General features: G+C 69.7%; 18 protein-coding genes and 3 pseudogenes. 11 read left to right on the top strand and 10 right to left on the bottom strand.

The features are described from left to right. Positions 1–599: 599 nt before the first annotated feature. The 7 genes from IH45_RS0119945 to ngcE all read right to left on the bottom strand — a co-directional run bounded on the left by IH45_RS0119945 (position 600) and on the right by ngcE (position 8,910). Positions 600–1,895, bottom strand: coding sequence for a sugar ABC transporter permease (locus IH45_RS0119945; RefSeq protein ID WP_030669802.1), 1,296 nt, complete (start codon positions 1,893–1,895; stop codon positions 600–602). Further along, the gene (locus tag IH45_RS0119950) at positions 1,892–2,686 is read right to left on the bottom strand and encodes an ATP-binding cassette domain-containing protein (RefSeq protein WP_030669805.1); all 795 of its coding nucleotides are present in this window, start codon (positions 2,684–2,686) and stop codon (positions 1,892–1,894) included. The genes IH45_RS0119945 and IH45_RS0119950 overlap by 4 nt, the downstream gene beginning before the upstream one ends. A 79-nt stretch (positions 2,687–2,765) precedes the next feature. Continuing rightward, complete coding sequence (locus IH45_RS0119955) at positions 2,766–3,875, bottom strand: substrate-binding domain-containing protein (protein ID WP_030669807.1); 1,110 nt, start codon at positions 3,873–3,875, stop codon at positions 2,766–2,768. Positions 3,876–4,024: 149 nt separating this feature from the next. Further along, the gene (locus tag IH45_RS0119960; RefSeq protein WP_030669810.1) at positions 4,025–5,302 is read right to left on the bottom strand and encodes an ROK family transcriptional regulator; all 1,278 of its coding nucleotides are present in this window, start codon (positions 5,300–5,302) and stop codon (positions 4,025–4,027) included. 269 nt (positions 5,303–5,571) lie between these two features. After that, positions 5,572–6,474: a carbohydrate ABC transporter permease gene (locus tag IH45_RS0119965; protein WP_030669815.1), complete on the bottom strand. Its 903-nt coding sequence runs from the start codon at positions 6,472–6,474 to the stop codon at positions 5,572–5,574. Further along, positions 6,474–7,397, bottom strand: a complete 924-nt coding sequence (locus IH45_RS0119970) for a carbohydrate ABC transporter permease (protein WP_030669818.1) — start codon at positions 7,395–7,397, stop codon at positions 6,474–6,476. Before IH45_RS0119970 ends, IH45_RS0119965 begins: the two co-directional genes overlap by 1 nt. Before the next feature lie 70 nt (positions 7,398–7,467). Then, positions 7,468–8,910, bottom strand: coding sequence for an N-acetylglucosamine/diacetylchitobiose ABC transporter substrate-binding protein (gene ngcE / locus IH45_RS0119975; RefSeq protein WP_030669821.1), 1,443 nt, complete (start codon positions 8,908–8,910; stop codon positions 7,468–7,470). Positions 8,911–9,329: 419 nt separating this feature from the next. Here ngcE and IH45_RS0119980 point away from each other — a divergent pair, with 419 nt between their 5' ends. Both IH45_RS0119980 and IH45_RS0119985 read left to right on the top strand, forming a co-directional pair. Next, positions 9,330–12,755 (top strand): GH92 family glycosyl hydrolase, encoded by a 3,426-nt coding sequence (locus tag IH45_RS0119980; protein WP_030669824.1) that lies wholly within the window; start codon positions 9,330–9,332, stop codon positions 12,753–12,755. Positions 12,756–12,872: 117 nt separating this feature from the next. Then, complete coding sequence (locus tag IH45_RS0119985; protein ID WP_078897675.1) at positions 12,873–13,826, top strand: FG-GAP repeat domain-containing protein; 954 nt, start codon at positions 12,873–12,875, stop codon at positions 13,824–13,826. A gap of 196 nt (positions 13,827–14,022) precedes the next feature. On the opposite strand, the gene acnA is transcribed toward IH45_RS0119985, so the two are convergent. Both acnA and IH45_RS0119995 read right to left on the bottom strand, forming a co-directional pair. After that, positions 14,023–16,740 (bottom strand): aconitate hydratase AcnA, encoded by a 2,718-nt coding sequence (acnA, locus tag IH45_RS0119990; RefSeq protein WP_030669832.1) that lies wholly within the window; start codon positions 16,738–16,740, stop codon positions 14,023–14,025. Positions 16,741–17,050: 310 nt separating this feature from the next. Continuing rightward, positions 17,051–17,362: pseudogene (locus IH45_RS0119995) on the bottom strand (helix-turn-helix domain-containing protein); the annotation flags it as partial. Positions 17,363–17,772: 410 nt separating this feature from the next. On the opposite strand from IH45_RS0119995, the gene IH45_RS0120000 reads away from it, so the two are divergent. Beyond that, entirely contained in the window at positions 17,773–18,372 is a 600-nt protein-coding gene (locus IH45_RS0120000; protein WP_234440600.1) for a hypothetical protein, read from the top strand. A gap of 57 nt (positions 18,373–18,429) precedes the next feature. Further along, positions 18,430–18,525, top strand: a pseudogene (locus IH45_RS1000000147945) (IS5/IS1182 family transposase); the annotation flags it as partial. 66 nt (positions 18,526–18,591) lie between these two features. On the opposite strand, the gene IH45_RS0120005 reads toward IH45_RS1000000147945, so the two are convergent. After that, a complete protein-coding gene (locus IH45_RS0120005) occupies positions 18,592–19,485 on the bottom strand; it encodes a LysR family transcriptional regulator (RefSeq protein ID WP_030669841.1) in 894 nt (297 codons plus the stop codon). Between the two features lie 92 nt (positions 19,486–19,577). On the opposite strand from IH45_RS0120005, the gene IH45_RS0120010 reads away from it, so the two are divergent. The 7 genes and pseudogenes from IH45_RS0120010 (at position 19,578) to IH45_RS0120040 (ending at position 26,911) form a co-directional block, all read left to right on the top strand. Continuing rightward, positions 19,578–20,666 carry an alcohol dehydrogenase catalytic domain-containing protein gene (locus IH45_RS0120010; protein WP_030669844.1) on the top strand — a complete coding sequence of 363 codons (1,089 nt, stop codon included), beginning with the start codon at positions 19,578–19,580 and terminating at the stop codon, positions 20,664–20,666. Between the two features lie 81 nt (positions 20,667–20,747). After that, positions 20,748–21,401 (top strand): annotated as a pseudogene (locus IH45_RS0120015) (class I SAM-dependent methyltransferase); the annotation flags it as partial. A gap of 131 nt (positions 21,402–21,532) precedes the next feature. Further along, entirely contained in the window at positions 21,533–22,465 is a 933-nt protein-coding gene (locus IH45_RS0120020; protein ID WP_030669852.1) for an ABC transporter ATP-binding protein, read from the top strand. Then, entirely contained in the window at positions 22,462–23,439 is a 978-nt protein-coding gene (locus tag IH45_RS0120025) for an ABC transporter substrate-binding protein (protein WP_030669854.1), read from the top strand. Before IH45_RS0120020 ends, IH45_RS0120025 begins: the two co-directional genes overlap by 4 nt. A gap of 23 nt (positions 23,440–23,462) precedes the next feature. Next, complete coding sequence (locus IH45_RS0120030; protein ID WP_030669857.1) at positions 23,463–25,541, top strand: iron ABC transporter permease; 2,079 nt, start codon at positions 23,463–23,465, stop codon at positions 25,539–25,541. A 102-nt stretch (positions 25,542–25,643) separates the two neighbouring features. Beyond that, on the top strand, positions 25,644–26,075 hold the full coding sequence (locus tag IH45_RS0120035; RefSeq protein ID WP_030669860.1) for a helix-turn-helix domain-containing protein: 432 nt from the start codon (positions 25,644–25,646) through the stop codon (positions 26,073–26,075). Continuing rightward, entirely contained in the window at positions 26,072–26,911 is an 840-nt protein-coding gene (locus IH45_RS0120040) for an alpha/beta fold hydrolase (protein ID WP_030669863.1), read from the top strand. Before IH45_RS0120035 ends, IH45_RS0120040 begins: the two co-directional genes overlap by 4 nt. The last annotated feature ends 2 nt before the right edge of the window (positions 26,912–26,913 follow it).

A 26,913-nucleotide genomic window follows, 5' to 3' on the forward strand; every position in this document is an offset into this window, starting at 1 on the left:
GGTGGCTGGCTTGGGGGTGCCGGTGGGGGTGGGGGGGGGGTGCGCGTCGGGCGCGGGGGGTCGGGTGGGGGGGGGCTCGGGGCCCCGCAGGGGTCACTCCTCGTTGCCGGGGACGCGACCTTGTGTCTCTTCGCATCCGGGGCCTCGGTCGCCTGCGGGGAGACCCCTACGTGTCCCCGAGCCCGCTCCGTTCGCGGCTATCCCGCCGCCGTGGCTGCGGTCCCACTAACAACACAGGCGGCGGCTTACGCAGGAGGCGGAGACGCCCCCGGCCCTGCGCCTATACGTGCGCGAGCTTGACCACACGGTGGGCGCGCACCAAGGTTTTTCCTCCCCCCACCGGCCCGCACTCGCCCAACCGACGGGAGGGGGCGTGTAGGGGGCCATCCCCGCAGGCAGCCGGGTGCCCTCGGTTCACTACTAACCCTTGGACGCCGTGCACGGTGCCGAGGAGTTGGCCCCCTGCGCGCCCCCGCCCCCAAACGAACCTGATGCGCATCCGCGCGAAGCGCGGGCCAGGCCCCCACCCGCGCGAAGCGCAATCAACGCCGGGGCCAGCCCCACGCCTTTACCGGAAAACCGCGTGCGCAGCACGCCCCCTACGCCCGCCCCGCCGTCTTCTGCGTCTTGCGTGACACCGAGTCGATGACCACCGCCGCCAACAGCACCGCCCCCGTGATCATGTACTGCACGGCCGACGCGATCCCCAGCAGTGCCATCCCCGACGCGATGGACTGGATGACCAGGACACCCAGCAGCGCGGACCACGTCTTGCCGCGCCCGCCGAACAGGCTCGTACCGCCGATGACCGCGGCGGCGATCGCGTTCATCAGCAGGCTGCCCGCCCCGGAGGACTGGTTCGCGGCGTTGATCTGGGAGGCCAGGAACATGCCGCCGACGGCGGCCATCGTGCCGGCCAGGGAGAAGACGGAGATGCGGACGAACGCGACGTTGATGCCCGCGCGCCGCGCCGCCTCGACGCTGCCGCCGAGGGCGAAGATCTGGCGTCCGTACGTGGTGCGGCGCAGCACGAAGTCGAGGGCGACGACGACGCCGAGGAAGATGACCACGGCGAGCGGCAGGCCCTTGTACTGGTTGAGCAGCCAGGCGACCAGGTAGGCGGGGACGGCGAGCACCACCGTACGCAGCACGGTTTCACTCAGCGGCCGGCTCGGAACGCCCGCGGCCTCCCGGCGGCGCGAGTCGAGCAGGGAGAGGCCGAGGTACGCCAGGACGGCGACCGTCGCCAGGCCGTACGCGGCGGCCACGTCGGTGAAGTAGTAGTTGGTGAGCTGGGCGACGAGGCCGCTGTCGTCGAGGTTGATGGTGCCGTTCGATCCGAGGATCTGCAGCATCAGGCCGTTCCAGCCGAGCAGCCCGGCCAGCGTGACGACGAAGGCGGGCACGCCGATGCGGGCGAAGAAGAAGCCGTGCAGGGCGCCGGCGACGGTGCCGGTGAGCAGGGCCAGGATCAGGGCCGGCCACTCCGGCATGCCGTTGTTGATGTTGAGGACGGCGAAGACCGCGGCGGCCAGGCCGCTGACCGAGCCGACGGACAGGTCGATCTCGCCGAGGATCAGCACGAAGACGATGCCGACGGCGATCAGTCCGGTGCCGGCGGCGGTCACGAACAGGTTCGAGAGGTTCTCGGCGCCGAGGAAAGCGGAGTCCTGCAGCTGGAAGACCAGTCCGATGACGATGAGGCCGACGATGACCGGAAGCGACCCCAGTTCACCGCTGCGCGTCTTGCGCCGGAACTCGTCGAGGTACCCCTTGAAGCCCTGCTGCCGCACGAGCAGCCGCGGGTCAACGGCGATGACGGCACCCTCGGCGGCGCCATCGGCACCACCGGCGCCGACCGGCTCGTCGCCGGCCTTGGAAAGGTTGGTGGTCACTTCCGGCCCTCCGCGGTATCCGTACGAGCCTTGCGCCGGGTCACGGCATTGTCCGTGGCGCCGGTGATGGCGGAGATGATCTCTTCCTGGGTGGTGCTGCGCACCTCGAAGGTGCCGTTGTTGCGGCCCAGGCGCAGCACCGCGACCCGGTCGGCGACGGCCTTGACGTCGGCCATGTTGTGGCTGATCAGGATGACGCCCAGGCCGCGTTCGCGCAGCCGTTCCACCAGGTCGAGGACCTGGGCGGTCTGCTCGACGCCGAGCGCCGCGGTGGGCTCGTCGAGGATGACGACCTTGGGCTCGCCGAGCAGCGAGCGGGCGATGGCGACGGTCTGCCGCTGGCCGCCGGAGAGCGAGGCGATCGGGATGCGCACGCTCGGGATGCGGATGGCGAGCGTGGCGAGCAGCTCGCGGGAGCGGCGTTCCATCTCGACCTCGTCGAGCACCCCGGCCCGTACGATCTCGCGGCCGAGGAAGAGGTTGCCGACGACGTCGAGGTTGTCGCACAGCGCGAGGTCCTGGTAGACGGTCGCGATGCCCAGTTCCTGGGCGGTGTGCGGCCGGTCGACGGTGACCGGCCGGCCTTCCCACTCGATGACGCCGTCGTCGGCGGGGCCCACGCCGGCGATCGCCTTGACGAGGGTGGACTTGCCGGCGCCGTTGTCGCCGACCAGGGCGACGACCTCGCCGGGGTGGATCTCCAGTTCGACATCGGTGAGCGCCTGCACGGCGCCGAACCGCTTGGAGACCCCGCGCAACGCCAGCACGGGCGTAGCGGACACGTGAATCATCTCCTTCGCCGCCTGACCGGCGGGAATGCGCCGTCCGGCCCGCGGCCGGCGGGCGGCGGGGCCGGGCGGACGGCCGGGCTTACTTCAGGCCGGCCTGGGCGCAGGCGGACTGGAACTTGGCGGTGCAGATCTCGGCCTTGGTGAAGAAGCCTTCCTGGCCGACATACTTCGAAATATCGGCCTTGGTCAGCGCGAAGGGCGTCACGATGACGGACGGCACCTTCTTCTCCGTCGCGCTGTCGACAGTCGACTTGGCGATCCCGTCGAGCTTCTTGCCCTGGGCGAGCGCGACGGCCATCGACGCGGCGGCGTCGGCCTCCGGCTGGTACGGCTTGTAGACGCTCATGAACTGCTCGCCGTCGAGGATGCGCTGGACGGCGGAGAGCTCCGCGTCCTGGCCGGTGACCGGCGGCAGCTTGGTGAATCCGGCGCTCTTCAGGGCGGTGATGATGCCGCCCGCCATGCCGTCGTTGGCCGAGTAGACGCCGATGATCTTGTCCTTGCCGAGCGAGGAGATGGCGCCCTTCATGTTCTCGTTGGCGTTCTCCGGCTTCCACTCCTTGGTGTCGTACTCCTTGCCGATCTTGACCTTGCCGTCGAGTACGGAGTGCGCGCCGTCCTTGTACATCTTGGCGTTCGGGTCGGTGACCGAGCCGTTCATCATGACGATCTCGCCCTTGTCGGCGGTGTCGCCGAGCGCCTTGAGGAGCGATTCGCCCTGGATGCGGCCGACACGCTCGTTGTCGACGGAGGTGTACGCCTTGATCGGTCCCTCGGCCAGCCGGTCGTAGGCCACGACGGGTATGCCCTTGTCGTTCGCCTTCTTGACGGAGGAGGCGATGGACTTGGCGTCCACCGCGTCCAGGATCAGCGCGTCCACCTTCTTGGTGATCATCGTGTCGACCTGCTGCTGCTGGACGGAGGGGTCCTGCTTGGCGTTGTCGTAGAGGATCTCGGTGTCCTTGCCCGCCAGCTCGCGGATCTTCTTCTCGATCAGCGGCTTGTCGAACCGCTCGTAGCGCGCGGTCTGGTTCTCGGGCAGTAGGAGGCCGATGGTCAGCGGCCCCTTCTTGTCCTTCTTGGCGTCCGAGTCGCCGCCGGCCTCCTTCGCGGAGCCGCAGGCGGCGAGTCCGAGGGCCATCGAGACGGCGGCCGCGGCCACGGCAGCACGACGCAGATGCGTGTTCACGGTGAAACCTCCCTGACGAGGCCGCGTCGTTGCGGCCGAGGTGGCTGGAAGTCAACTCGGCCGCTCGCAGACCGTCAAGGAGTAAATACTTAACGAGATGACAACGGTGCCATGCGTTAGCTGTGTGAACTCAGCGTGCGGTGTAGGCGTCAGGCAATGGCAGAGGTACCGGTGCCGCCGGCCGCCCGGGAACCGGCGGCGACGGGCACTCCGGGGGCCGTACGCGCGCCCGGCGGCACGGCTCCGTCGGCGGGCAGCGTGCCGTCCAGCAGCGTCGAGTCGCCCATCTCGCTCAGTACGAGCGCGAGCGCGCCCAGCACCTCCGCGCGCCCGCCGAGCGTCCCGGGCACGATGCTCAACTGCCGTGCGGCGCTGGGGATCGCGTACCGCGACACCGATTCCCTGATCGGCCCCAGCACCAGCTCCCCGGCCTCCGCGAGATCTCCGCCGAGCACGACCCGGCTCGGGTTGAGCAGGTTGCACAGATTGGCCACGCCGCTGCCGATGTGCCGCCCCACGTCCCCGATCACCCGGCGGCACCCGGGGTCGCCCTCCCTCGCCAGCCGGACCACCTCCGCCATGGTCAGGTCGGGCCCGTGGCTGGGCTGGAGCAGCGGGAGCACGTACCGGGCGGCGGTGAAGGTCTCCAGGCAGCCGCGGTTGCCGCAGCGGCACACCGGCCCGGACTCGTCCAGCGTGATGTGCCCGATCTCGCCGGCCGTGCCGCCCGGGCCGCGGTAGATCTGGCCGCTGATGACCAGTCCCGCGCCGACGCCGCTGGCGACCTTGATGTACGCGAGGTCGGCGGCGCCGCGCCCGCTGCCCCACACCAGCTCGCCGAGCGCGCCCAGGTTGGCGTCGTTGTCGACGTACACCCCGACGCCGAGCCGCCCGGCCAGCTCCTCGCTCGGGTTCGTCCCGCTCCAGCCGGGCAGGATCGCGGTCGAGCCGAGCGTGCCGGATTCGACGTCGATGGGCCCGGGGACGCCGAGGCCGACCCCGATGACCTTGCCGGCGCCCACGCCGGTCGTCTCGATCAGCCGGTTGACCAGGCGCTCGGCCCGGTCGAAGCCCTCCGCGGCGGAGGCGTCCACGTCGATCGGCTCGGTCTCCTCGGCCAGCACCTGGTGGGCGAGGTTGCCGACCGCGACCCGCAGGTGCGAGTGGCCGAAGTCGACGCCGACCACGATCCCGGCGTCGCCGGAGAGCGAGACGCTGCGGGCCCGGCGGCCGCCCGCCGAGGTCGGCGTGACCTCCACGGTCCCGGCGTCCTTCAGTTCGCGCACGATGTTGGAGACCGTGGCCGCCGACAGGCCCGTGGTCCGGGCGATCTCCGCCTGGGTGAGCGAACCCGCCATGCGCACCGCGCGTACGACCCGCTCCAGATTGGCCCGGTGCAGCGAGGACTGCGAACCCGGAGTCTCCATCGACTCATCCACTCCCGCCTGTAGCGCCCGGCACGACGACCGGCCGCCGGCCGGGCCACATCGACGGGACCCGGCTTGTCTCCAACATGTGAATCTAAGCTGACGTGCCAGGGTCCGGTTCCGTCAAGTCCTCGACCGGGTGCACCGGCCCTGTGGCCAAAACCCGGCTGTCCGGGCGGGCAGCAACGGCGGCCCCCGCGGGTCGGCGGGGGCCGCTCGGCGTACGGCTGCGGCGTACGGCGTACGGCCGGCCGGTACGGCGCGCGGGACTACTTGAGCGCCCCCGCCGTCAGACCCGCCACCACCTGCCGCTGGAAGATGATGTACGCGCCGAGCACCGGCAGCATCGCGATGGTCAGGCCCGCGAACAGGCCGGACCAGTCGCCCTTGTACCCCTGGCTGACCGCCAGCGCGACCAGGCCCTGGGTCAGCACCTTCTTGTCCGGGTCGCCGACGTTGAGCACCGTCGGCAGCAGGTACTGGTTCCACTGCCCCAGGAAGTTGAAGATGCCGACGCTGATCAGGCCCGGCTTGGCCATCGGCAGCATGACCTGGAAGAACGTACGCGTGTGGGAGGCGCCGTCGATGAGCGCGGCCTCCGCCACCGACGTCGGCAGCGTTCTGAAGAACCCGCTGAGGAAGAAGACGGTGAACGGCAGGGAGTACCCGATGTAGACCAGGATCAGGCCATGGTAGGTGTCCAGCAGGGCCATGTTCTTCATGACGAAGAACAGCGGGACCAGCGCCAGGATGATCGGGAAGCCCATCCCGCCCACGAACAGGAAGTAGATGAAGCGGTTGCCCGGGAAGTCGAACCGGGCCAGTACGTACGCCGCCATCGACCCCAGCAGCATCGTGCCGATCAGCGAACCGCCCACGACGACCAGCGAGTTGAAGAAGTACTGGCCCATGTTGGCCTTGTCCCAGGCGCGCGCCCAGTTGTCGAAGTGCAGCGCCGACGGCAGGCCCCAGGGCGATCCGAAGATCTCGCCGTCGTCCTTGAAGGAGCTGATCACCGCCCACAGCAGCGGCATGGTGACCAGCAGGCCCCAGATGACCAGGACGCCGTGCGAGAAGACGTTCAGGACCCGGCCCTCGCCGCTCTCGCCCCCCTTGCCGCCCGCACCGCCCCGGCCCGTCACGGCCGGGGGCTTGGTGGTCTGCACGCTCATCAGAACTCCAGTCGCTCGCGCCGGCCCAGCCGCATGACGATGGCCGAGAAGATCAGGGTCACTATCAGCAGGGAGACGCCGATCGAGGTGGCGTAACCGGCCTGACCGTCGCGGAAGGTCTTCTGATAGACGTACAGCGGCAGGACCTCGGTGGAGTAGTCGGGGCCGCCCGGCCCGACGCTCATGATCTGCACGAACGCGAAGGCCGACACGTCCAGCGCCAGAATGCCCATGTAGATCCAGCCGGTCTGCACCGTGTCCCACAGCAGCGGCAGGGTGATTCTGAAGAACGTGTTGAACCGGTTGGCGCCGTCCAGCAGCGCCGCCTCGTAGAAGTCCTTCGGAATGGAACTCATGCCGGCCGAGAAGAGCACGACGTAGAAGCCGACATTGGCCCAGATCATCGCGCCCATGATGCACCAGAGCGCGAGCTGCGGGTCCCCGAGCCAGTCGGGTTGCACGTTGTCCAGCCCGATCGCCTTGAAGAACGCGTTCAGCGCGCCGCTCTCCGGGTTGTACGCGAACTGGAAGAGCAGGGCGACGATCGGGATCGACAGCACCTGCGGGAAGAAATAGAGAATCTTGTACGTGCCCGAGCCGCGCACACCGCCGATGACCGCCTTCTTCCTGCGGCGGCCACCGACGTTGAGCATGAAGGCGAAGAAGAGCCCGAGCGAGAGCGTCACCACCGGCAGCAGCAGCAACAGCGTCACACTGTTTCCCACCGCGGCCCAGAAAACGCTGTCCTTGAAGAGGCGCGTGTAGTTGTCGAACCCGACCATTTTCATGTCCGAGCTCAGGCCGGTCCAGTCCGTGAAGGAGTAGTAGATCGCCTGCACGAACGGCGATATCACGAATATCGCGTATATCGCCAGCGGGATGACCAGGAACCCCACTATGAAACGGTATTTACCGTGCTGCATGACTACCGATCCCGTTCTTTCCCCGCTGTTTCGCGTGACCGCCACCGCTGGTGACGCGTCCGACGCACGGTCAGCGCTTGTACTTCTTGACGCTGCTGTCCTCACGCGTCTCGTCCGCGTACTTCTGGATCTTGGTGATCGCCTCGTCGGGAGTCATGCGGCCCGCCATCATCTCGCCCAGCGCGCCGACGCCGATCTTCTCCTTCTGCAGCGCCACGTACCAGTCCTGCAACCGCGGGTTGACGATGTTCTTGCCGGCCTGCTCCAGCGCCTGCTGCGCCGAGGCCAGCCCCGGGGGCAGCTTCAGGCCCTCCGTGCCGCCGTTCAGCGAGGTGAGCGAGGAGACCTGCTTGATGAAGTTCTGCGAGGACTTCTTGCTGAGCATGATGCGCAGCATCTCCATACCACCGGGCACGTTCTTGGCCTGCCTCGGCACGATGTACGGTTCGCCGCCGGAGGCCCAGATCGTGCCGAACGGCATTTTGTCCGAGGACGAGAGGCTGGACGGCGCGCCGACCGAGAGCTGGAAGTCCGGGTTCTTCTCGATCTGCTTGGCGGATTCGTTCTCCACCCACGAGCCGTTCGGTATGAACAGGGCCTTGCCCTCGGCCCACGCCTTCTGCGACTGGAGGTGGTCCAGGCCCGGCGAGCCCTTGAGGATGTACCCCTTCTTGTACAGCTCGTAGTACGCGTCGAAGGCGGCCTTGACGGCCGGGTCCTTCCAGGCGTTCGGCTCCAGGTTGTCGATCTTCCGGAGCACCTCCTCGCCGCCGATCTTGGCGATGAACGGGTAGAGGCTGAACGGGAGGTAGTACGGGTACTTGCCGGGGTAGGTCCACCCGGCGACGCCCTTCTTCTTCGCCTTCTCGCACACGGCGAGCATCTCGTCCCAGGTCTTCGGGTATTCCGCGTCGGCGACCTTCTGCAGATTGGTCTTGGAATACCAGACGCCGTAGACCGTGTACGCGTAGTACATGATCCAGGTTTCCTTGCCGCCGAACTGGCCCATCTCGACGACACCGGGGCGCAGCGTGTCGCGCACCTTCTTGTCCGGGTCGTCGATCGACGGGGCGTCGAGCAGCGGGGTGAGGTCGGCGAGCTGGTTCTTGGAGACGAGGGTGCCGAAGTCCATCTGCTCGGCGCCGGAGTTGTCCACCAGGTCCGGCGGGTTGCCGCCGTTGAACCGCGGCTGGAGGGTGGACTGGATCTTCTGGGTGGAGGCGAGCTTCACCTTGCCCTTGGTCTTGGGGAAGGCGGCGACGTATTCGGCCTGGGCGTCCTTCGCGTATTTGTCGCCGAATCCGCCGTCGAAGATGACGACGTCGAGGGCGGCGCTGTCATTGACCGCCAGCGGATTCTTGGCGGACTTCTGCCCCTTCTCGACCTTCTCGCCGCCTCCGTCGCCACTACTGGCACACGCCGACAGCGCGCTCATGGCCGGTACGGTGACGATTCCCAGCGCCGCGGCCCGCTTGATCAGGTCACGACGGCTGAAATCTGAGGTGGATCCCATGCGCAAGTCCTCGCCTTCTTCAGGACTCAGGCGGTGTACCGGAGCCACCCCGGCACCGCGGGTCAGATGAAGCTGAGTTGTACGGGATGTGCACCGGGCACGCCAGGGATGTGCGGGGCCGATTTCTTGTGCTGCTCCGCAGGTCCCCCCGGGTCCGCGACGTCGTTCGCACAGTCGCTCGGACGCCGACAGGTATAGTCCACTTCAGGTCAACTCGGCAAGATCGTAAGCAAGTTCGGGCCGCCATCTTTCCCGAGTTGAGACCTCGGCCGTATGCGTCGATCCGGCCGGAAACTTCTGGCCGCCGCCCGCGGGACCACCCTTGACAACAAAGGCCCCACGCACCTTACTTATCTCTGCATTACGCAGCTGACAACGATGTCACCGTTGTGGAAATGTCGCTTCGTTGAGAGGTACGCGTGCGGCTCAGACACCGGCACAGACCCCTGCCCGGCACGGCCCGCCCCGTCGCGCTCGCGGCGGCGGCCCTGCTCGTCCTGACGGCGCACGCCCCCGCCGTCGCGGCCCCGCCCGGAAAGCCCCCGGGCGCACGGCAGTTCAGCTCCTCCTTCGAACCCGGCGATCCGCAGCCCGCCTGGCGGGACACTGTCGAGAACGGCCCGGACGGCGCCGGGAAGACCTCCGGGGTGGGCCCGGAGAGCGGTCCGGGCGGCGGTATGAGCAGCCACCCCGACTCCGGCCCCACCACCTCCCCCACCGCCAAGGCGAACGCCGGCTTCAGCGGGCTGCGGGCGCTGCGGTACGCGGGCACCCACACCGCATCCGGCCGCGGCTACTCGTACAACAAGGTCTTCGACGTCGACCTGCCGGTCACGGCCGCCACCTCGCTGTCGTACAAGGTCTTCCCCGAGATGGCCGCCACCGACCTGGGCTACCCCGCCACCCACGTCGCACTCGACCTGGCCTTCACCGACGGCACGTACCTCAGCGAGCTGGGCGCCGCCGACCAGAACGGCGCCCCGCTCACCCCGCGCGGCCAGGCCGACGCCAAGACGCTCTACGTCAACCAGTGGAACCACCGCGAGTCGCGCATCGGCGCCGTCGCGGCGGGCAGGACCGTCGACCGGATCCTGATCGCGTACGACTCCCCGGCCGCGCCGAAGGCCACGCCGGTCTTCCGCGGCTGGGTCGACGACATCACCCTGGGCCCCGAGGCGCGGCAGAAGCCGCCCGCCCACCTCTCCGACCACGTGGCGACCACCCGCGGCACCCACTCCAGCGGCAGCTTCTCGCGCGGCAACACCTTCCCGGCCACCGCCGTGCCGCACGGCTTCAACTTCTGGACGCCGGTGACCAACGCGGGCTCCACCGACTGGCTGTACGAGTACGCGCGGAAGAACAACGCCGACAACCTGCCGACCCTCCAGGCGTTCGCCGCCAGCCATGAGCCGAGCCCCTGGATGGGCGACCGGCAGACCTTCCAGGTCATGCCGTCCACCGCCGCGGGCACCCCGGACGCCGGCCGGGCCGCCCGCGCCCTGCCCTTCCACCACGCCAACGAGACGGCGAAGCCGCACCACTACGGCGTCACCTTCGACAACGGCCTGAAGGCGGACATCGCCCCGACGGACCACGCGGCGCTGATGCGCTTCACCTTCCCCGGCGACGACGCGAATCTGATCTTCGACAACGTCAACAACAACGGCGGCCTCACCCTGGATGCGGAACGAGGCGTCGTCACCGGCTTCTCGGACGTCCGGAGCAACTCTTCGACCGGCGCCACCCGGCTGTTCGTGTACGGCGTGCTGGACGCGCCGGTGACCGCGGGCGGCAAGCTGAGCGGCGGTGGCGGCCCGGACGTGACGGGTTACCTGAAACTGCGGCCCGGCGCCGACCGTACGGTCACGCTGCGCATCGCCACCTCGCTGATCGGCGTCGACCAGGCACGCGCGAACCTGGAGCGCGAGATTCCGGCGGGCGACTCCTTCGAGCGGGTCCGGGACCGCGCCCGTACCCAGTGGGACGGCATCCTCGGCCGTATCGAGGTCGAGGGCGCGAGCCGGGACCGGCTCGTCACGCTCTACTCGAACCTCTACCGGCTCTACCTCTACCCCAACTCCGGCCATGAGCAGGTGGGTTCCCGGGCCCGGTACGCCAGCCCCTTCTCGCCGCGGACCGGCCCCGACACCCCGACCCGCACCGGCTCGAAGATCGTCTACGGCGAGGTCTACGTCAACAACGGCTTCTGGGACACCTACCGCACCACCTGGCCCGCCTATTCCCTGCTCACTCCGCGGCAGGCGGGAAAAATGGTCGACGGTTTCGTCCAGCAGTACAAGGACGGCGGCTGGATCTCCCGCTGGTCCTCCCCCGGTTACGCGGACCTGATGACCGGCACGAGTTCGGACGTGGCCTTCGCCGACGCCTATGCGAAGGGCGTGAAGTTCGACGCTGTCGCGGCCTACGAGGCGGCGGTGAAGAACGCCACCGTGGCCCCGCCCAGCCCCGGCGTCGGCCGCAAGGGAATGGCCACCTCCCCCTTCCGCGGCTATACGAGCACGGACACCAGGGAAGGCATGTCCTGGGCGCTGGAGGGATATCTCAACGATTACGGCATCGCCCGCATGGGACAGGCGCTGTACGCGAAGACGAAGAAGCCGCGCTACAGGGAAGAGTCCGCGTACTTCCTCAATCGCGCCCGCGACTACGTCAAGCACTTCGACGACAAGGTCGGCTTCTTCCAGGGCAAGGACGCGGCCGGCAACTGGCGTCTGCCCCCGGACCGTTTCGACCCGCGCGTCTGGGGTCACGACTACACCGAGACCAACGCCTGGACCTTCGCCTTCACCGCACCGCAGGACACCCGCGGCCTGGCCAACCTGTACGGCGGCCGGGCGGGCCTGGCGAAGAAGCTCGACGCGTACTTCGCCACCCCGGAAACCGGCACCAGGGAATTCGCCGGCTCGTACGGCGGTGTCATCCACGAGATGACCGAGGCCCGGGACACCCGGATGGGCATGTACGGGCACAGCAACCAGCCGTCGCACCACATCGCGTACGCCTATGACGCGGCCGGGCAGCCGTGGAAGACACAGGAGAAGGTCCGCGAGGTGCTCTCCCGCCTTTACCTGGGCAGTGAGATCGGCCAGGGCTATCCGGGCGACGAGGACAACGGCGAGATGTCCGCGTGGTACGTCTTCAGCGCGCTCGGGTTCTATCCGCTGGTGATGGGATCGCCCGAATACGCCGTCGGCTCGCCGCTGTTCACCAAGGCCACCGTCCACTTGGAGAACGGCCGCGATCTCGTCGTCAGGGCACCGCGCAACAATGCGCGCAATGTGTACGTCCAAGGGCTGCGGGTCAACGGGAAGCCGTGGAATTCCACGGCGCTGCCGCACGCCCTGCTCGCCCGCGGCGGCACCCTGGATTTCGCGATGGGGCCGCGCCCGTCCTCCTGGGGCACGGGCAAGAACGCGGCACCGTCGTCCATCACGCGCGACGACCGGGTGCCCGTGCCGGACGGCGACCTGACGACTCCGGGCGGCAGCCCGCTGCTGGACGACACCTCGGACACCTCGGCGTCCGTCGGCTCCGTCCCGGTCACCCTCGCCTCGGCGGCGCGGGCGACCTCGTACACCCTCACCTCGGCGGCGAAGGGTGACGCGCCCGGCGCCTGGGTGCTGGAGGGTCTGGACCGGCACGGGAAGTGGCGGACGCTGGACCGGCGGACGCACGAGTCCTTCAGCTGGGACCGGCAGACCCGGGTGTTCACGGTGTCATCACCCGGGGTCTACCAACGTTACCGACTGACGGCTGAAAGTCCGGCCACCTTGGCGGAGTTCGAGCTGATCGGTCCGAAACGGGCGATTTCTGGGGCCGATTGATCAGACCATCCGTAAACCTGTTGACATGTGAAAAGGTTGTGCAAAGATCCTGACGATCACGCAACGCACCTCCATGAGGGTGCGTCGCGCCTCATCACATGGCAAATGGAGATATACGTGGCCAAACTTCCCGGCCGTAAGCGCGGGCGCGTCCTGTCGCGCGTGGCTGTCGCGGCGGTCGCCGCCGCCCTGGTCGGTACCAGCGCCTCAGCCGCGGTGGCGGACGCGCCGGTCCCCGCCCCCGTGAAGAACGTCGACATCAGCAAGCTGGCGAAGGCGGCGCCGAAGGCCGGTGCCGGGGCCAAGGCCCGCGCCACGGCCGGTGCGGCGGTGTCGGCCGAGGCCCCCGTGTTCGGCCTGTTCGGCATCCAGCGCTCCGACGGCTTCCTGTACCAGTACCTGCCGAACGGCACCGGTGGTCTGGACGAGCGCCTGTTCGTCACCGGCAACTGGGACCTGCTCAAGGCCGCGGCCACGGTCGACCACAGCGGCGACGGCGTGGGCGACGGCATGTGGGCCTGGGACAAGGCCGGCAACCTGTACTTCAACTCCGAAGACGACAGCCGTACGGTCGGTGGCGGCTGGAACATCTACAACAAGGTCCTGTCGCCGGGCAACCTCGGCGGCGGCACCGCGTACGACATCATCGCGCGCGACAAGTCGGGCGTGCTGTGGCTCTACCTCGGCTACGACAACGGCCAGGTCACCTCGCGCATCAAGGTCGGCGGCGGCTGGGACGTCTACACCGAGATCTCCGGCAAGGGCGACCTGAACGGCGACGGCAAGGCCGACATCGTGGCCCGCGACTCCTCCGGCGTCCTGTGGTTCTACAAGGGCACCGGCAACTACAAGGCGCCGTTCGCCTCGCGCGTCAAGGTCGGCGGGGGCTGGAACACGTACAACGCCCTGGTCTCCGTCGGCGACGTGGACCTCGACGGCCGCGCGGACCTGCTCGCCCGCGGCACCGACGGCAAGCTGTGGCTCTACAGCGGCAACGGCGGCGCGACGGACCCCTTCGAGTCGCGCAAGCAGATCGGCTACGGCTACAACATCTACAGCTGGATGTTCTAGCCCCCAGGACACCGGTAGCCGGGGGACTCCGGTCGGCCGTGTGCCGGTGAGGTGATGGTGCGGCGCGTCTCCACGAGGCGCGCCGCACCGGTTTTCCGGCCCCGGGACAGCAGCGGCGGACACGGCGAAGGGCCGCACCCCCGGCCAGGGGTGCGGCCCCTTCGGTGTCACCCGCCCTGCCGGGCGGGTGTGCCGGTTACTTCCGGATCAGCGAGCGCAGCACGTACTGCATGATGCCGCCGTTGCGGTAGTAGTCCGCCTCGCCGGGGGTGTCGATGCGCACCTTGGCGTCGAACTCGACGTCGCCCGCCTTGACCTTGACGGTCTCCGGGATGCCGCCGTCGTTCAGGGCGGTGACACCGGTGATGTCGAAGGTCTCCTCGCCGGTCAGGCCCAGCGACTGCGCCGAGGCGCCCTCGGGGAACTGGAGCGGGAGGACACCCATGCCGATCAGGTTCGAGCGGTGGATGCGCTCGTAGGACTCGGCGATGACGGCCTTGACGCCGAGCAGCGCGGTGCCCTTGGCCGCCCAGTCGCGGGACGAGCCGGAGCCGTACTCCTTGCCGGCCAGGATGACCAGCGGGATGCCGGCCGCCTGGTAGTTCTGCGACGCGTCGTAGATGAAGGAGACCGGGCCGTCCTCCTGCGTGAAGTCACGCGTGAAGCCGCCCTCGGTGCCCGGCGCGATCTGGTTGCGCAGGCGGATGTTGGCGAACGTGCCGCGGATCATGACCTCGTGGTTGCCGCGGCGCGAGCCGTAGCTGTTGAAGTCGCGGCGCTCGACGCCGTGCTCCGTGAGGTACTGGCCGGCCGGGGTGTCGGCCTTGATCGCACCGGCCGGGGAGATGTGGTCGGTGGTGACCGAGTCGCCCAGCTTGGCCAGGACGCGGGCGCCCTGGACGTCGGAGACCGGGCTGGTCTCCATCGTCATGCCCTCGAAGTACGGGGGCTTGCGGACGTAGGTGGACTCGCTGTCCCACTCGAAGGTGTTGCCGGTCGGGATCGGCAGCGCCTGCCACTGGGCGTCGCCCGCGAAGACGTCCTCGTACGACTTGGAGAACATGTCCTCGCCGATGGCGTTGGCCACGACGTCGTTGACCTCGGCCTCGGAGGGCCAGATGTCCTTGAGGTAGACCGGGTTGCCGTCCTGGTCGGTGCCCAGCGCCTCGGTGGTGATGTCCACCTTCATGGAGCCGGCGATGGCGTACGCGACGACCAGCGGCGGGGACGCCAGGTAGTTCATCTTGACGTCGGGGTTGATCCGGCCCTCGAAGTTGCGGTTGCCGGAGAGCACCGAGGTGACCGCGAGGTCGGCGTCGTTGATCGCCTTCGAGATTTCCTCGTCCAGCGGACCGGAGTTGCCGATGCAGGTGGTGCAGCCGTAGCCGACCAGGTTGAAGCCCAGCTTGTCCAGGTAGGGCGTCAGGTTCGCCTTGTCGAAGTAGTCGGTGACGACCTTCGAGCCCGGGGCGAGAGTGGTCTTGACCCACGGCTTGCGGGACAGGCCCTTCTCGACCGCCTTCTTGGCCACCAGCGCGGCGGCGACCATGACGTAGGGGTTCGAGGTGTTGGTGCAGGAGGTGATCGCGGCGACCGTGACGGCGCCGTGGTCGATCTCGAACACCGAGCCGTCGGCGGCGGTGACCTGGGTCGGCTTGCTGGGCGTGCCGTTGGAGACGGCGGGGGCGTCGGAGGCCGGGAAGGACTCCTTGCCCGCCTCGTCCAGGTCCGCCTCGCTGACGTAGTTGCGCACGTCCTGCGCGAACTGGCGGGAGGCCTCGGCCAGGACGATGCGGTCCTGCGGGCGCTTCGGGCCGGCGATCGACGGGACGACCGTGGAGAGGTCCAGCTCCAGCTTCTCGGAGAAGTCCGGCTCGGCGGCCGGGTCCAGCCACAGGCCCTGCTCCTTGGCGTACGCCTCGACCAGGGCGACCTGCTGCTCGGAGCGGCCGGTCAGCTTCAGGTAGTTCAGCGTCTCGTCGTCGATCGGGAAGATCGCGGCGGTGGAGCCGAACTCCGGCGACATGTTGCCGATGGTGGCGCGGTTGGCGAGCGAGGTGGCGGCGACGCCCTCACCGTAGAACTCGACGAACTTGCCGACGACGCCGTGCTTGCGCAGCATCTCGGTGATGGTGAGCACCAGGTCGGTGGCGGTGGTGCCGGGCTTGAGCTCACCGGTCAGCTTGAAGCCGACGACACGCGGGATGAGCATGGAGACCGGCTGGCCCAGCATCGCGGCCTCGGCCTCGATGCCGCCGACGCCCCAGCCCAGCACGCCCAGGCCGTTGACCATGGTGGTGTGCGAGTCGGTGCCGACGAGAGTGTCGGGGTACGCCTGACCGCCCCGGGTCATGACCGTACGGGCCAGGTGCTCGATGTTGACCTGGTGGACGATGCCGGTGCCGGGCGGGACGACCTTGAACTCGTCGAAGGCGGTCTGGCCCCAGCGCAGGAACTGGTAGCGCTCCTTGTTGCGCCCGTACTCCAGCTCCACGTTCTGCTGGAAGGCGTTGGCGGTGCCGAACTTGTCGGCGATGACGGAGTGGTCGATGACCAGCTCGGCCGGGGCCAGCGGGTTGATCTTCGCCGGGTCGCCGCCCAGCTCCTTGACGGCCTCACGCATGGTGGCGAGGTCCACGACGCAGGGCACACCGGTGAAGTCCTGCATGATCACGCGGGCCGGCGTGAACTGGATCTCCTGGCTCGGCTGCGCCTGGGAGTCCCAGCCGCCCAGCGCACGGATGTGGTCGGCGGTGATGTTCGCGCCGTCCTCGGTACGGAGCAGGTTCTCCAGCAGCACCTTCAGGCTGTAGGGAAGGCGGGCGGAGCCCTCGACCTTGTCCAGCCTGAAGATCTCGTACGACTCGTCGCCCACCTGCAGCGTGCTGCGGGCGTCGAAGCTGTTCGCCGACACGACAGTCTCCTTCAATGCATGAATTCGCGCGTACCACCGCAATCCTGCCGTCACAGATCCTTGCCGATCAGCTAAGGTAAGGCTAAGTTAGGCAAGCCTTACTAGCGCGGCAGCGGTACGCCTCCCGGCAGATATCTCGATGTCGAGATAACTCTAGTACATCGCCGCCGCGAGGTCATGCGTGCCCGGCCGGGGTGATCTCTCGCAGCGAAGGTTGGGCGTTGTCATCGAAGGTTGGTGACCGCTAGGTTTTCTCACCGAAGGCTGAGTGATCATTTAGGGCTGGCCGTCCGGGGAGACGGTGGGGGAACTCGGCGAGAGTCCCGTCCAGCAGGACGAACTCCGGATCGTGCTCGCGAAGCGTCTTGAGCAGGCCCGGCGCGCGGTCGGCGAGCAGGCTGGTGACGGCGGTGACGTAGGCGTGGGCAGTGCCGACGGATATCCCGAAGCCGACGGCGATCCGGGAGAGGGTGTCGTGGTGGCGTAGGTACACCAGAGCGACGAGCGCACGCCGGTGCGGCGGGAGTTTGCACCGCCGGTCACCCTCTCGGGTGACGATGAGCATCGTGACCCACTCGACCAGGGCGTGCGGGAGGTCGAGTGCGGCAGAATAGGGAACCAACAGGGCTCCTGTGCCGGTGGATTGAGACTTCGAAAACCTCCCTCAACGGCACCGGAGCCTTGTGCGTTGCGTCCCTCACCTCGACCTCATCGGCCTCACCCGATCAGTAGCCACGCTGAAAACGCTCAGTGAGTGCGCTCATGGCGATCCCCTCGATCGATGTCACCACAGTCCGGCACGCCGAACGGTCCTACGAACGGTCCACCGACCCCGTTCACCCGTACGAGTGCCACAGGAACCTTCGGAACCTGACGCTCACTCATACCAGCCCGGCGAGACCAGGTTTGGCATTTGCGCACAGTGACGCGCTTCTCACAATCGCGACCGTACGGGGTGACTTTTATTGCGCCATCCGGTGTTCTTGACCGTCGACAGACCTGAAGTGATCATGTCGATAGGGTTGGTGTGAATTGGACAGATATTTCGGTCACCTGTGGAACAGTAAGACGCTGGCTGCCGTCCGGAGCCGCCTCGCCGCCGTCGTGGGCACCGTCGCACTGATCGCGGCCGCCCTCACCGGCGCCGCCACCGGCACGGCCACTGCCGCGACCACCGGGGCGGCAAAGGCCGGCGGCTGGTCCTGCTCCGGGGCGCCCGTCCCGGACGGGTACGTCATCACGGGCTACAACCGCGGCGGCTGCAACGGCGCCGGCTCCTGGTACCAGGAGCCCGTGCGCGACGGTATCTGGACCTGCGGCGGCTCGCCGATCGTGACCGGCTATGTGATCACCAACTACAACCGCAGCGGTTGCAACGGCGTCGGCGGCTGGTACCACGAGCTCGCCCGGGACGGCCGCTGGACCTGCGGGGGCTCGCCCATCCCGCCCGGCTACGTCATCACGGGCTACAACCGCACCGGCTGCAACGGCGTCGGCGCCTGGTACCACCAGCTCGTCCGCAACGGCATCTGGACCTGCTCCGGCTCCCCGATCCCACCCGGCTACCGCAGCATCAACTTCATGGCGGGCGGCTGCAACGGCATCGGCGCCTGGTGGATGGTGCGCGCCTGACCTCACGGTCGCGTCGAACGAAGGGCCCGCCCCCACCGCCTGCCCGGTGGGGGCGTCCTTCGTTCGACGCAGATCTTCCGCAGATCCCGCATCAGCCCCAACCACATGACCGTCATCAGCAAAGCCGTCCTCACCCTGGAGCGGCAACGCTGAATACGCTCACTCAACCTTCGCTGAGAATCGCTCAACCTTCACTGCGACAGGTCACGGGGACCGCCGTCATCCGATCGAGGTGATCGCCCGGACGACGGCGGAGATCGCCGGGGCCGGCCGTCCCGGGAGCCGCGCCACGAGGATCCGGCGGATCTCCGGGGGCACGCCGTCCACGCGCAGCAGGCTCACGCCGGGCGGCAGCGCCGCCGACATGCGGGACGGGACGGTGGTCACGCCGAAACCGCCGGCGACCAGTCGAAGTTTCGTCAGCCAGTCGCTCGTGGTGTGGACGATGCGCGGCCGTCCGGGCAGGCCGGGCCAGACGCCGAGCAGGGGTTCGGCATCCGGTGACGGGGTGTCGATCCAGGGGGCGTCGACCAGCTCGTCGACGTGGACCGCGGTGCGGCCGGCGAACGAGCCGGTCGTCGGCGCCCCTACGAGCAGTTCGGTGTCCTCGACCGTTTCGATGTGCAGCCGGGGGGACTCGCCGTCCGACGGCCGGTGCGGCGGGCGGGACGTCAGGACGGCGATGTCGGTGGCGCCCGCCCGCACGGACCGCATCAGGCCGGGCGTGGTGCCTTCGCGTGTCGTGACCGTGATGTGCGGGGCCGTCGTTGCGAGCCGGGCGAGCACGTCGGGCAGGATCGCCGCCCCGGCGCTGGGGAACATGCCCAGCCGCACCGGTTCCGGCCGCGCGGCGGAGCCGGCGAGTTCGTGTTCGGCCGCCTCGACGGAGTCCAGGATGGTGCGAGCGTGCCGGAGCAGGGCCAGGCCGGCGGGGGTGAGCCGCACCCCGTCGGAGCGGCGCTCGAACAGTACGGCGCCCGCGCTCCGTTCGAGGGCCGCCGCCTGCCGTGAGACCGCCGACTGGGTGTAGCCGAGTTGGAAGGCCGCCGCGGTGAAGCTTCCCGACTCGGCGACCTGCCGCAGAACCCGCAGAGACGTACTGGAGATGTCCATGCGCATTACGCATATCAGGGATGCCAGATCTTCGCTTGGCGCATGGCTCACGCCGTCCTAGCCTCACGACGAACGATCAAGGAGGCAGGCAGATGCGTGCAGCAGTTCTGACGGAGTTCGGTGCCCCGCTCACCGTGCAGGAGATGCCCGATCCCGTGGCGGGCGGCGGCGAAGTGGTGGTCGAGGTCCTCGCGAGCAGCGTCGCGCCGTACGCCGGGGAGGTTTTCGGCGGCCGGCGGAACTACCCGCTCGAACCCCCGGTGGTCCCCGGCCTCGGCGGCGTCGGGCGGGTCGTCAGCGCCGGGCCGGATGCCACTCGGCTGCGCGTCGGCGACCTGGTGTGGTGCGACTGCACGGTCCGCTCCCGCGACGACGCGCTGACCCCCGACATCACGCTTCAAGGATGGAGCTCCCGCGGCGAAGGCGGCGCGCGGCTCGCCCGGTACCTGCACGACGGGGCATACGCCGAACTGATGCGAGTACCCACGGAGAACGTGTATCCCCTGCCTGCGGAAGCAGCGGACGACCCGGCGCGCTGGTGCTCGGTCGGCGTGTACACCATCCCGTACGGAGGGCTGCTGGCGGGCGGCCTCGAAGCCGGTGAGACGCTGCTCGTCAGCGGGGCCACCGGCAACCTCGGCAGCGCCGCGGTCGCCGTGGCGCTCGCCATGGGGGCCGGGCGGGTGATCACGCCGGGGCGCAACCGCGCCGCCCTCGGACTCCTCGCCGACCGGTTCGGCCGGCGCGTGCGCCCGGTCGAGCTGACCGGGGACGAGGACACCGACCGTACGGCCATGTCCGCAGCCGCCGAAGGCCCGGTCGACATGGTGATCGACCTCCTCCCGCCCGCCGCGCCCAGCTCGGTGACGCGCGCCGCGGCCATGACCGTCCGCGAGTACGGCCGGGTGGTCCTCATGGGCGGTGTCGGCATGCTCGGCGGCGCGGATCTCGCTCTTCCCTACCCGTGGATCATGCGCAACTCGGTCACCGTGCGCGGACAGTGGATGTACCCGCGCTCGGCGAGCGTCGGCATGATCCGGCTCCTCGCGTCACGCGCGCTCGATCTCGGTCCCGAACGGGTCCGGGCCTTTCCCCTCGACGCCGTCAACGACGCCGTCGCGTACGCCGCCGCGCACGGCGGGCCGTTCGACCGGACCGTCCTCACGCCGCCCGCCGGCTGATGGCCGCGGATACCGCGCCTCCACCCCACCCGTGCGGCCAGGGAGGTGACGCAGGCGCACGCAGCCTGATGGGGTGACGGCATGACCGCATTCGCGCACCGCGCCCGGCGAGCCCTTGAGCGGTTCAACGCCGCCCACCCGTGGGACCACAACGCCCACTACCATCCGTGGATCCTCCGGCGCCTCCCCCGGCGTTTCGGCAGCGCCCTGGACGTCGGTTCCGGCAGCGGTGACCTGGCCAGGCTCCTGGCGACACGCGCCGGTACGGTGCTCGGCATCGACCCCGATCCGGAGATCACCGCCCGGGCGCGGGAACTGACCCCTCCGGCAGCGCCCGTCACCTTCGCGACCGCGGACGCGCCGGCCGGGATTCCCGCGGGTTCCTATGACGTCATCACCTGCGTCGCCGTGATCCACCACCTGCCGTTCGCCGAAGCCCTCGCCGCCTTCCGGCGGCACCTGGCACCCGGCGGAACCCTCGTGATCCTCGGACTGTCCCGCCCGGCGACTCCGGCTGACTACCTGCTCGGGATTACGGCCGCCCCGCTCAACGCCGCCATCGGCTGGCTCAAGACCAGGGGCCGCACAGCGCCTCGCCCGGTCTCGATGACGGCCAGGACCCGGCCCGCGGACATGTCCTTCCCCGACATCGTCCGCCAGGCCCGCTCGGTCCTGCCCGGCGCGCGACTGCGCCGCCGGCTGTTCTGGCGTTACTCGCTCGTATGGCGGCGCCCTGAGCAGCCTCCCCTGAACAGCCCCTCCACCTCACCCACTTCGAAGGATCAGGAAGGAACAGGAAGGACCGGGGTTTCCACTTCGAAGGACCAGGTTTCGGCCAAAAGTTAGGTTAGGCTAACCTTTGCCGCGTGAAGGCCGGTGAAGAACTCCCCCAGTCCGCGCAGCCCCGCGGCGACACCCTGTCCGCGACGGATGTCACCGTGGCGTACGACGGTGTCGACGTCGTGCACGGGGCGTCCCTCCAGCTGTCGCCGGGTCAGGTGACCGTCCTGGTCGGCCCGAACGGCAGTGGGAAGTCGACGCTGCTGCGCACCGTGGCGCGATTGCAGCGGGCCCGGAGTGCGGCCCTGACCCTCGGCGAGGAGACGGACGGTTTCGCGCTCACACCGCGCGAGTTCTCGCGGCGGGTCGCGCTGCTGCCCCAGGGGCGGCCCACGCCCAGCGGGCTGACGGTGCGGGATGTCGTGGAGTTCGGGCGGTATCCGTACCGGGGGCGCTGGGGCCGGGCCGACCCGGGCGGCCACGAGGCGGTGCAGCGGGCGCTGCGGATGACCGGGGTCGCCGACCTGGCCGAGCGGGGCGCCGAACACCTCTCCGGCGGCCAGCTGCAACGGGTGTGGCTCGCGGGGTGCCTCGCGCAGGACACCGGCGTACTGCTGCTGGACGAGCCGACGACCTACCTCGACCTGCGCTACCAGGTGGAACTCCTGGACCTGATACGGGACTTGGCGGACGACCACGCGATCGCCGTCGGGGTGGTGCTGCACGACCTGGACCAGGCGGCGGCCGTCGCCGACCGGATCGTGCTGCTGCGGTCGGGCCGGGTGATCGCGGACGGGGAGCCGGCGGACGTCCTCACACCGGAGCGGCTTTCGGACACGTACGGCATCCGGATCGAGGTCTCCACCGACCCGTCGACGGGACGGCTGCGCACCCGCGCGATCGGCCGGCACCACACCCGCCGGACGCCGGACGGCGGCCCGGCACCCACACCGGACAACCAGCACAACGCGCGCGACGCGCGCAACGCACACAGCGAAAGGCTCGGTGCCACCTCATGAGACGACTCCTGCTCACCGTCGCGGCGGCCACCGCCGCCGCGCTTACCCTGGGCGCGTGCGGTACGACCCGGCCCGCCGCCGACCAGGCCGGGACGTCCGCCGGGCGCATCTCCCTCACCGATGCGTCCGGTACGAAGGTGGAGCTGGACGGGCCCGCCAAGAAGGTCGTCGGTACCGAGTGGAACGTCGTCGAGCACCTGGCCGCGCTGGGCGTCGAGCCGGCCGGCGTCGCCGACGTCAAGGGGTACAAGTCCTGGGACAGGGCCGTACCGCTGAAGAACGAGCCGAAGGACATCGGCACCCGCGGCGAGCCGAGCATGGACACCGTCGCCGCGCTCGCGCCCGATCTCATCGTCGCCACCAGCGACCTGCCCAAGGCCGCCCTCACGCAGTTGCGGAAGATAGCCCCGGTGCTGGAGCTGAAGGCCGCCGACGAGACGGATCCGATCGGGCAGATGACAAAGGAGCTGGACCTGATCGCCAAGGCCACGGGCACCACAAAGCGCGCCGACACGCTCAAGAAGGGTTTCGAGGCGAAGCTCGCGGAGGGCCGGCGGAAGCTGGCGGCAGCCGGGCGCGAGGGCACGAAGTTCGCCTTCGCGGACGGTTATGTGCAGGGCAGTCAGGTGACGATCCGGCCGTACACCGCCGGTTCGCTGATCGGCGCGGTGAACGAGCGGCTCGGGCTGAAGAACCCCTGGTCGATGAAGGGCGACCCGCCCTACGGGCTCGCCAAGACCGACGTCGAGGGGCTGACCAAGCTCGGTGACGTGGAGTTCGCGTACATCGGCAGCGACGACGACAAAAGCGCCTCGCCGTTCACCGGTGTGCTCGCCGGCAACGCGGTCTGGAAGTCGCTGCCGTTCGTGAAGGCGGGCAAGGTGCACCGGCTGCCCGACGGTGTGTGGATGTTCGGCGGCACCGGGTCGATGGAGTCGTACGTCGACTCCGTCGTCGCCGCGCTGACGAAGTGACGACGAGACCTCCGCGAAAGATCATGACCGTCACCACCACCGCTCCCCCTGCCCCCACCGCCGCGGCGGCGCCCCGGAAAGGCGGCGCGGTCGCGGTGACGGCCGGGCTCGTCCTGCTGATCGCCGCCCTCGCGCTCGTCGATATCGCGCAGGGCACCTCCGGTGTCGGCGCGGCGGAGGTGTGGAAGGCGCTCACCGGGCAGGCCGACGCGGCGGACGCCTCCGTCGTCGTCGCCTCCCGGCTGCCGCGCATGACCGCCGGGCTGCTGGTCGGCGCGGCCCTCGGCATGGCGGGCGCCGCTCTCCAGGCCGTCAGCCGCAACGTCCTCGCCGCACCCGACACCCTCGCGGTCAACGCCGGTTCGTACCTCGCGCTCGGCCTTGTGGCCACGACCGGCGTCTCGCTGCCGCTGCTCGCCTCGTCCGGTGTCGCCTTCGTCGGCGGGCTGGCGGCCGCGGCCGTCGTCCTCGGGCTGTCCGGGCTGGGCACCGGGACCGTACGGCTGGTCCTGGCGGGCAGCGCGCTGACCCTCGGCCTCACCTCCGTCACCGAGGGACTGCTGCTGCTGTTCCCCGAACGGACGGAAGGGCTGTACGAGTGGAACCAGGGCAGCATCGCGCAGAACGGGTTCGGCGGAGTGCTGTGGCTGCTGCCGCTCGCCGCCGCCGGACTGGCGGGGCTGCTGCTGGTCGCCCGCCGGGTCGACACCCTGGCACTCGGCGACGACGCCGCGCGGGGCCTGGGCGTACCGGTGCGGGCCACCCGGGTGATCACCGTCGTGCTGGCGGCGCTGCTGTCCGCCACGGCCGTCACCCTCGCCGGGCCGATCGGCTTCGTCGGGCTGAGCGCCCCGGCCCTCGTACGCCTGCTGGCGCGCCGGTACCGCGGCTTCTCCCGTACGCGCGCGAGCGTGACGCGGTCCGCGCTGACCGGCGCGGCGCTGGTGCTCGGCTCGGACGTCGCGCTGCGGGCGGTGGTACCGGCCGATGTGGCGGTGGCCGTGCCGACCGGCGTGGTGACGAGCCTGGTCGGCGCCGTCTTCCTGGTGGTGCTGGCGACCCGGGGCCGGGACACCGGTGCCGCCGCTCCGCCCGACCGCTTGCACATCCGCAGCCGTACCGTCTTCCTGGCGGTGACCGGGACGCTGGTGGCGGTACTGATCGCCGTGACCGTCGTCTCCGTCCTGCTCGGCGACTCCAAGCTGCTGCTCGGCGATGTCGCGAACTGGGCGCAGGGCAGGGCCGGACGGGCCGTCTCCTTCGTCCTGGACACCCGGGTACCACGGGTGCTCGCCGCCCTGCTGGCAGGAGCGGCCCTCGCCCTCGCGGGCACCCTGGTCCAGGCCGTCACCCGCAACCCGCTCGCCGACCCGGGCGTCATGGGCGTCTCCGGCGGCGCGGCGCTGGGCGCGGTGATCCTGGTGACGTCCGCGCCCGAGGCCGGTCCGGCCGGCCTCGCCGCCGCTGCCTTCGCGGGCGCCGCCCTGGCCGCCGCGCTCGTCTTCGGACTGTCCGCGCGCGGCGGCTTCCGGCAGAACCGCCTGGTGCTGGTAGGTATGGGTGTCGCCACCGCGAGCGCCGCCCTGATCAGCCTGTTCATCGTCCTCACCGACCCGTTCAACGCCACCAAGGCGCTGACCTGGCTGTCCGGTTCGACGTACGGACGGACGCTGCCCGACCTCCTGCCGCTTGCCGTCGTCCTCGCGGCCGGCGTCGCCGTGTCGGTCGCCCGGCGCACCGAACTCGACCTCGTCTCACTCGACGAGGACACTCCGAGGCTCCTGGGACTCGGGGTCCCCCGGGCGCGCCTCGGCCTCCTGGCACTGGGCGTCCTGCTGAGCGCGGCGGCCGTCGCCGCAACCGGAACCATCGCCTTCGTCGGCCTGGTCGCCCCGCACGCCGCCCGCGCCCTGGTGGGCCGACGGCACGTACGGGTGGTGCCGGTGGCGGTGCTGCTGGGCGCGGTGCTGGTGGGGACGGCGGACATGGTGGGCCGGACGGTGATCGCACCGGCCCAGCTGGGAGCGGGACTCCTCACGGCGGTCATCGGGACGCCGTACTTCCTGTGGTTGCTGGTGCGGACCCGGGGTGGGAGGCGGTAAGGCGCCACGTCAGCCACGCTGTCCACGCACTGAGGGCGCTGAACTACCTTAACCTTCCCTACCTGAGGGACAGATAGGGAAGGTTAAGGTAGTTTTGTTGCCGTGAACGATCGTCTCTACTCCGTGGAACAAGTAGCCGACCGTCTCGGCCTGCACGTACGCACTGTCCGCAACTACGTGCGCGACGGGCGGCTCGCCGCCGTCCGCATCGGCAAGCAGTACCGGATCGCGCACGAGGACCTGGAAGCCTTCACCGGCCGCCCGGTTCCCGCCGCTCCGGGGGACCCGGCCGGCGGGTCCCGGCACAGCGAGGTGTCGAGCATCGTGGAGATCGACGCGGTCGACGCCCGGACCGCCGACCGGGTGGCCACGTCGCTGACCGCCTCGGTCGCCCACCGCGGCCCCGGCGACCGGCCCCTGCGGATCGAGACGGCGTACAACCCGGAGCGGGCCCGGATGAAGGTCATCATTCTCGGCGGCCCGGCCGACACGGCCCGGCTGCTCGAATACATCGAGGGGGTGCTCTCTTCGTGAGCACGATCTACAAGTCCGAGGCCGGCGAGCAGCGGCTCCGGCGGCACTACCAGGAAGCGCTGGACAACTGGCCGGTCCCCGCCGAGCACATACGGGTACCGACCGGCGAAGGCGAGACCTTCGTCGTCGTCTCCGGCCCGAAGGAGGCTCCGCCGCTGGTCCTGCTGCACGGCGCGGGGGCGAACGCGAGCATGTGGCAGGGCGACGTCGCCACCTGGTCGCGGTACTTCCGTACGTACGCCGTCGACCTCATCGGCGAACCGGGCCTGAGCGCGCCGTCCCGCCCGCCCCTGACCTCCGACGCGTACGCGCGGTGGCTCGACGACGTACTGGACGGCCTGGGAATCGGAACCACTCCGGTCGTCGCCACCTCCCTCGGCGGCTGGATGGCCCTGGACCACGCCACCCGCCGCCCCGGCCGGGTGACCCGCCTGGCTCTGCTGTGCCCCGGCGGCCTGGGAAGACAGCGGATGGGCCTGCTCTTCAAGGCCCTGCTCCTGCGCTCGTTCGGACGCCGGGGGATGCGCCGTTCCGCACAGAGCGCCACGGGCCTGAGTACGCCGCAGGCCGCCCCGGTCCTCGACCAAGTAGTGCTGACCTTCCAGCATTTCGTACCGCGTACGGAGCGGCTGCCGGTGTTCTCGGACGACGCGCTCCGCGGCCTGGACGTCCCGCTGCTGTTGATCGCCGGGACCGACGACGCGCTCTTCGACTCGGCGGGCACGGCCCGGCGCGTACAGGAGAACGTCCCGGACGCGACCGTGCGGCTGCTGCCCGGCGTCGGGCACGCGGTCTTCGGGCAGACGGATGAGGTGCTGGGGTTCTTGCGGGGGTAAGG

Source organism: Streptomyces rimosus subsp. rimosus (genome assembly GCF_000720725.1).
Classification (GTDB): Bacteria; Actinomycetota; Actinomycetes; order Streptomycetales; family Streptomycetaceae; genus Streptomyces; species Streptomyces rimosus_A.

Excerpts from the sequence above, each read along its gene's own strand:
- IH45_RS0119950 (WP_030669805.1), bottom strand. The coding sequence starts at position 2,686 with ATGATTCACGTGTCCGCTACGCCCGTGCTGGCGTTGCGCGGGGTCTCC.
- IH45_RS0119960 (WP_030669810.1), bottom strand. The coding sequence starts at position 5,302 with ATGGAGACTCCGGGTTCGCAGTCCTCGCTGCACCGGGCCAATCTGGAG.
- IH45_RS0119965 (WP_030669815.1), bottom strand. The coding sequence starts at position 6,474 with ATGAGCGTGCAGACCACCAAGCCCCCGGCCGTGACGGGCCGGGGCGGT.
- IH45_RS0119970 (WP_030669818.1), bottom strand. The coding sequence starts at position 7,397 with ATGCAGCACGGTAAATACCGTTTCATAGTGGGGTTCCTGGTCATCCCG.
- ngcE (WP_030669821.1), bottom strand. The coding sequence starts at position 8,910 with ATGGGATCCACCTCAGATTTCAGCCGTCGTGACCTGATCAAGCGGGCC.
- IH45_RS0120005 (WP_030669841.1), bottom strand. The coding sequence starts at position 19,485 with ATGGACATCTCCAGTACGTCTCTGCGGGTTCTGCGGCAGGTCGCCGAG.
- IH45_RS0120010 (WP_030669844.1), top strand. The coding sequence starts at position 19,578 with ATGCGTGCAGCAGTTCTGACGGAGTTCGGTGCCCCGCTCACCGTGCAG.
- IH45_RS0120025 (WP_030669854.1), top strand. The coding sequence starts at position 22,462 with ATGAGACGACTCCTGCTCACCGTCGCGGCGGCCACCGCCGCCGCGCTT.
- IH45_RS0120030 (WP_030669857.1), top strand. The coding sequence starts at position 23,463 with ATGACCGTCACCACCACCGCTCCCCCTGCCCCCACCGCCGCGGCGGCG.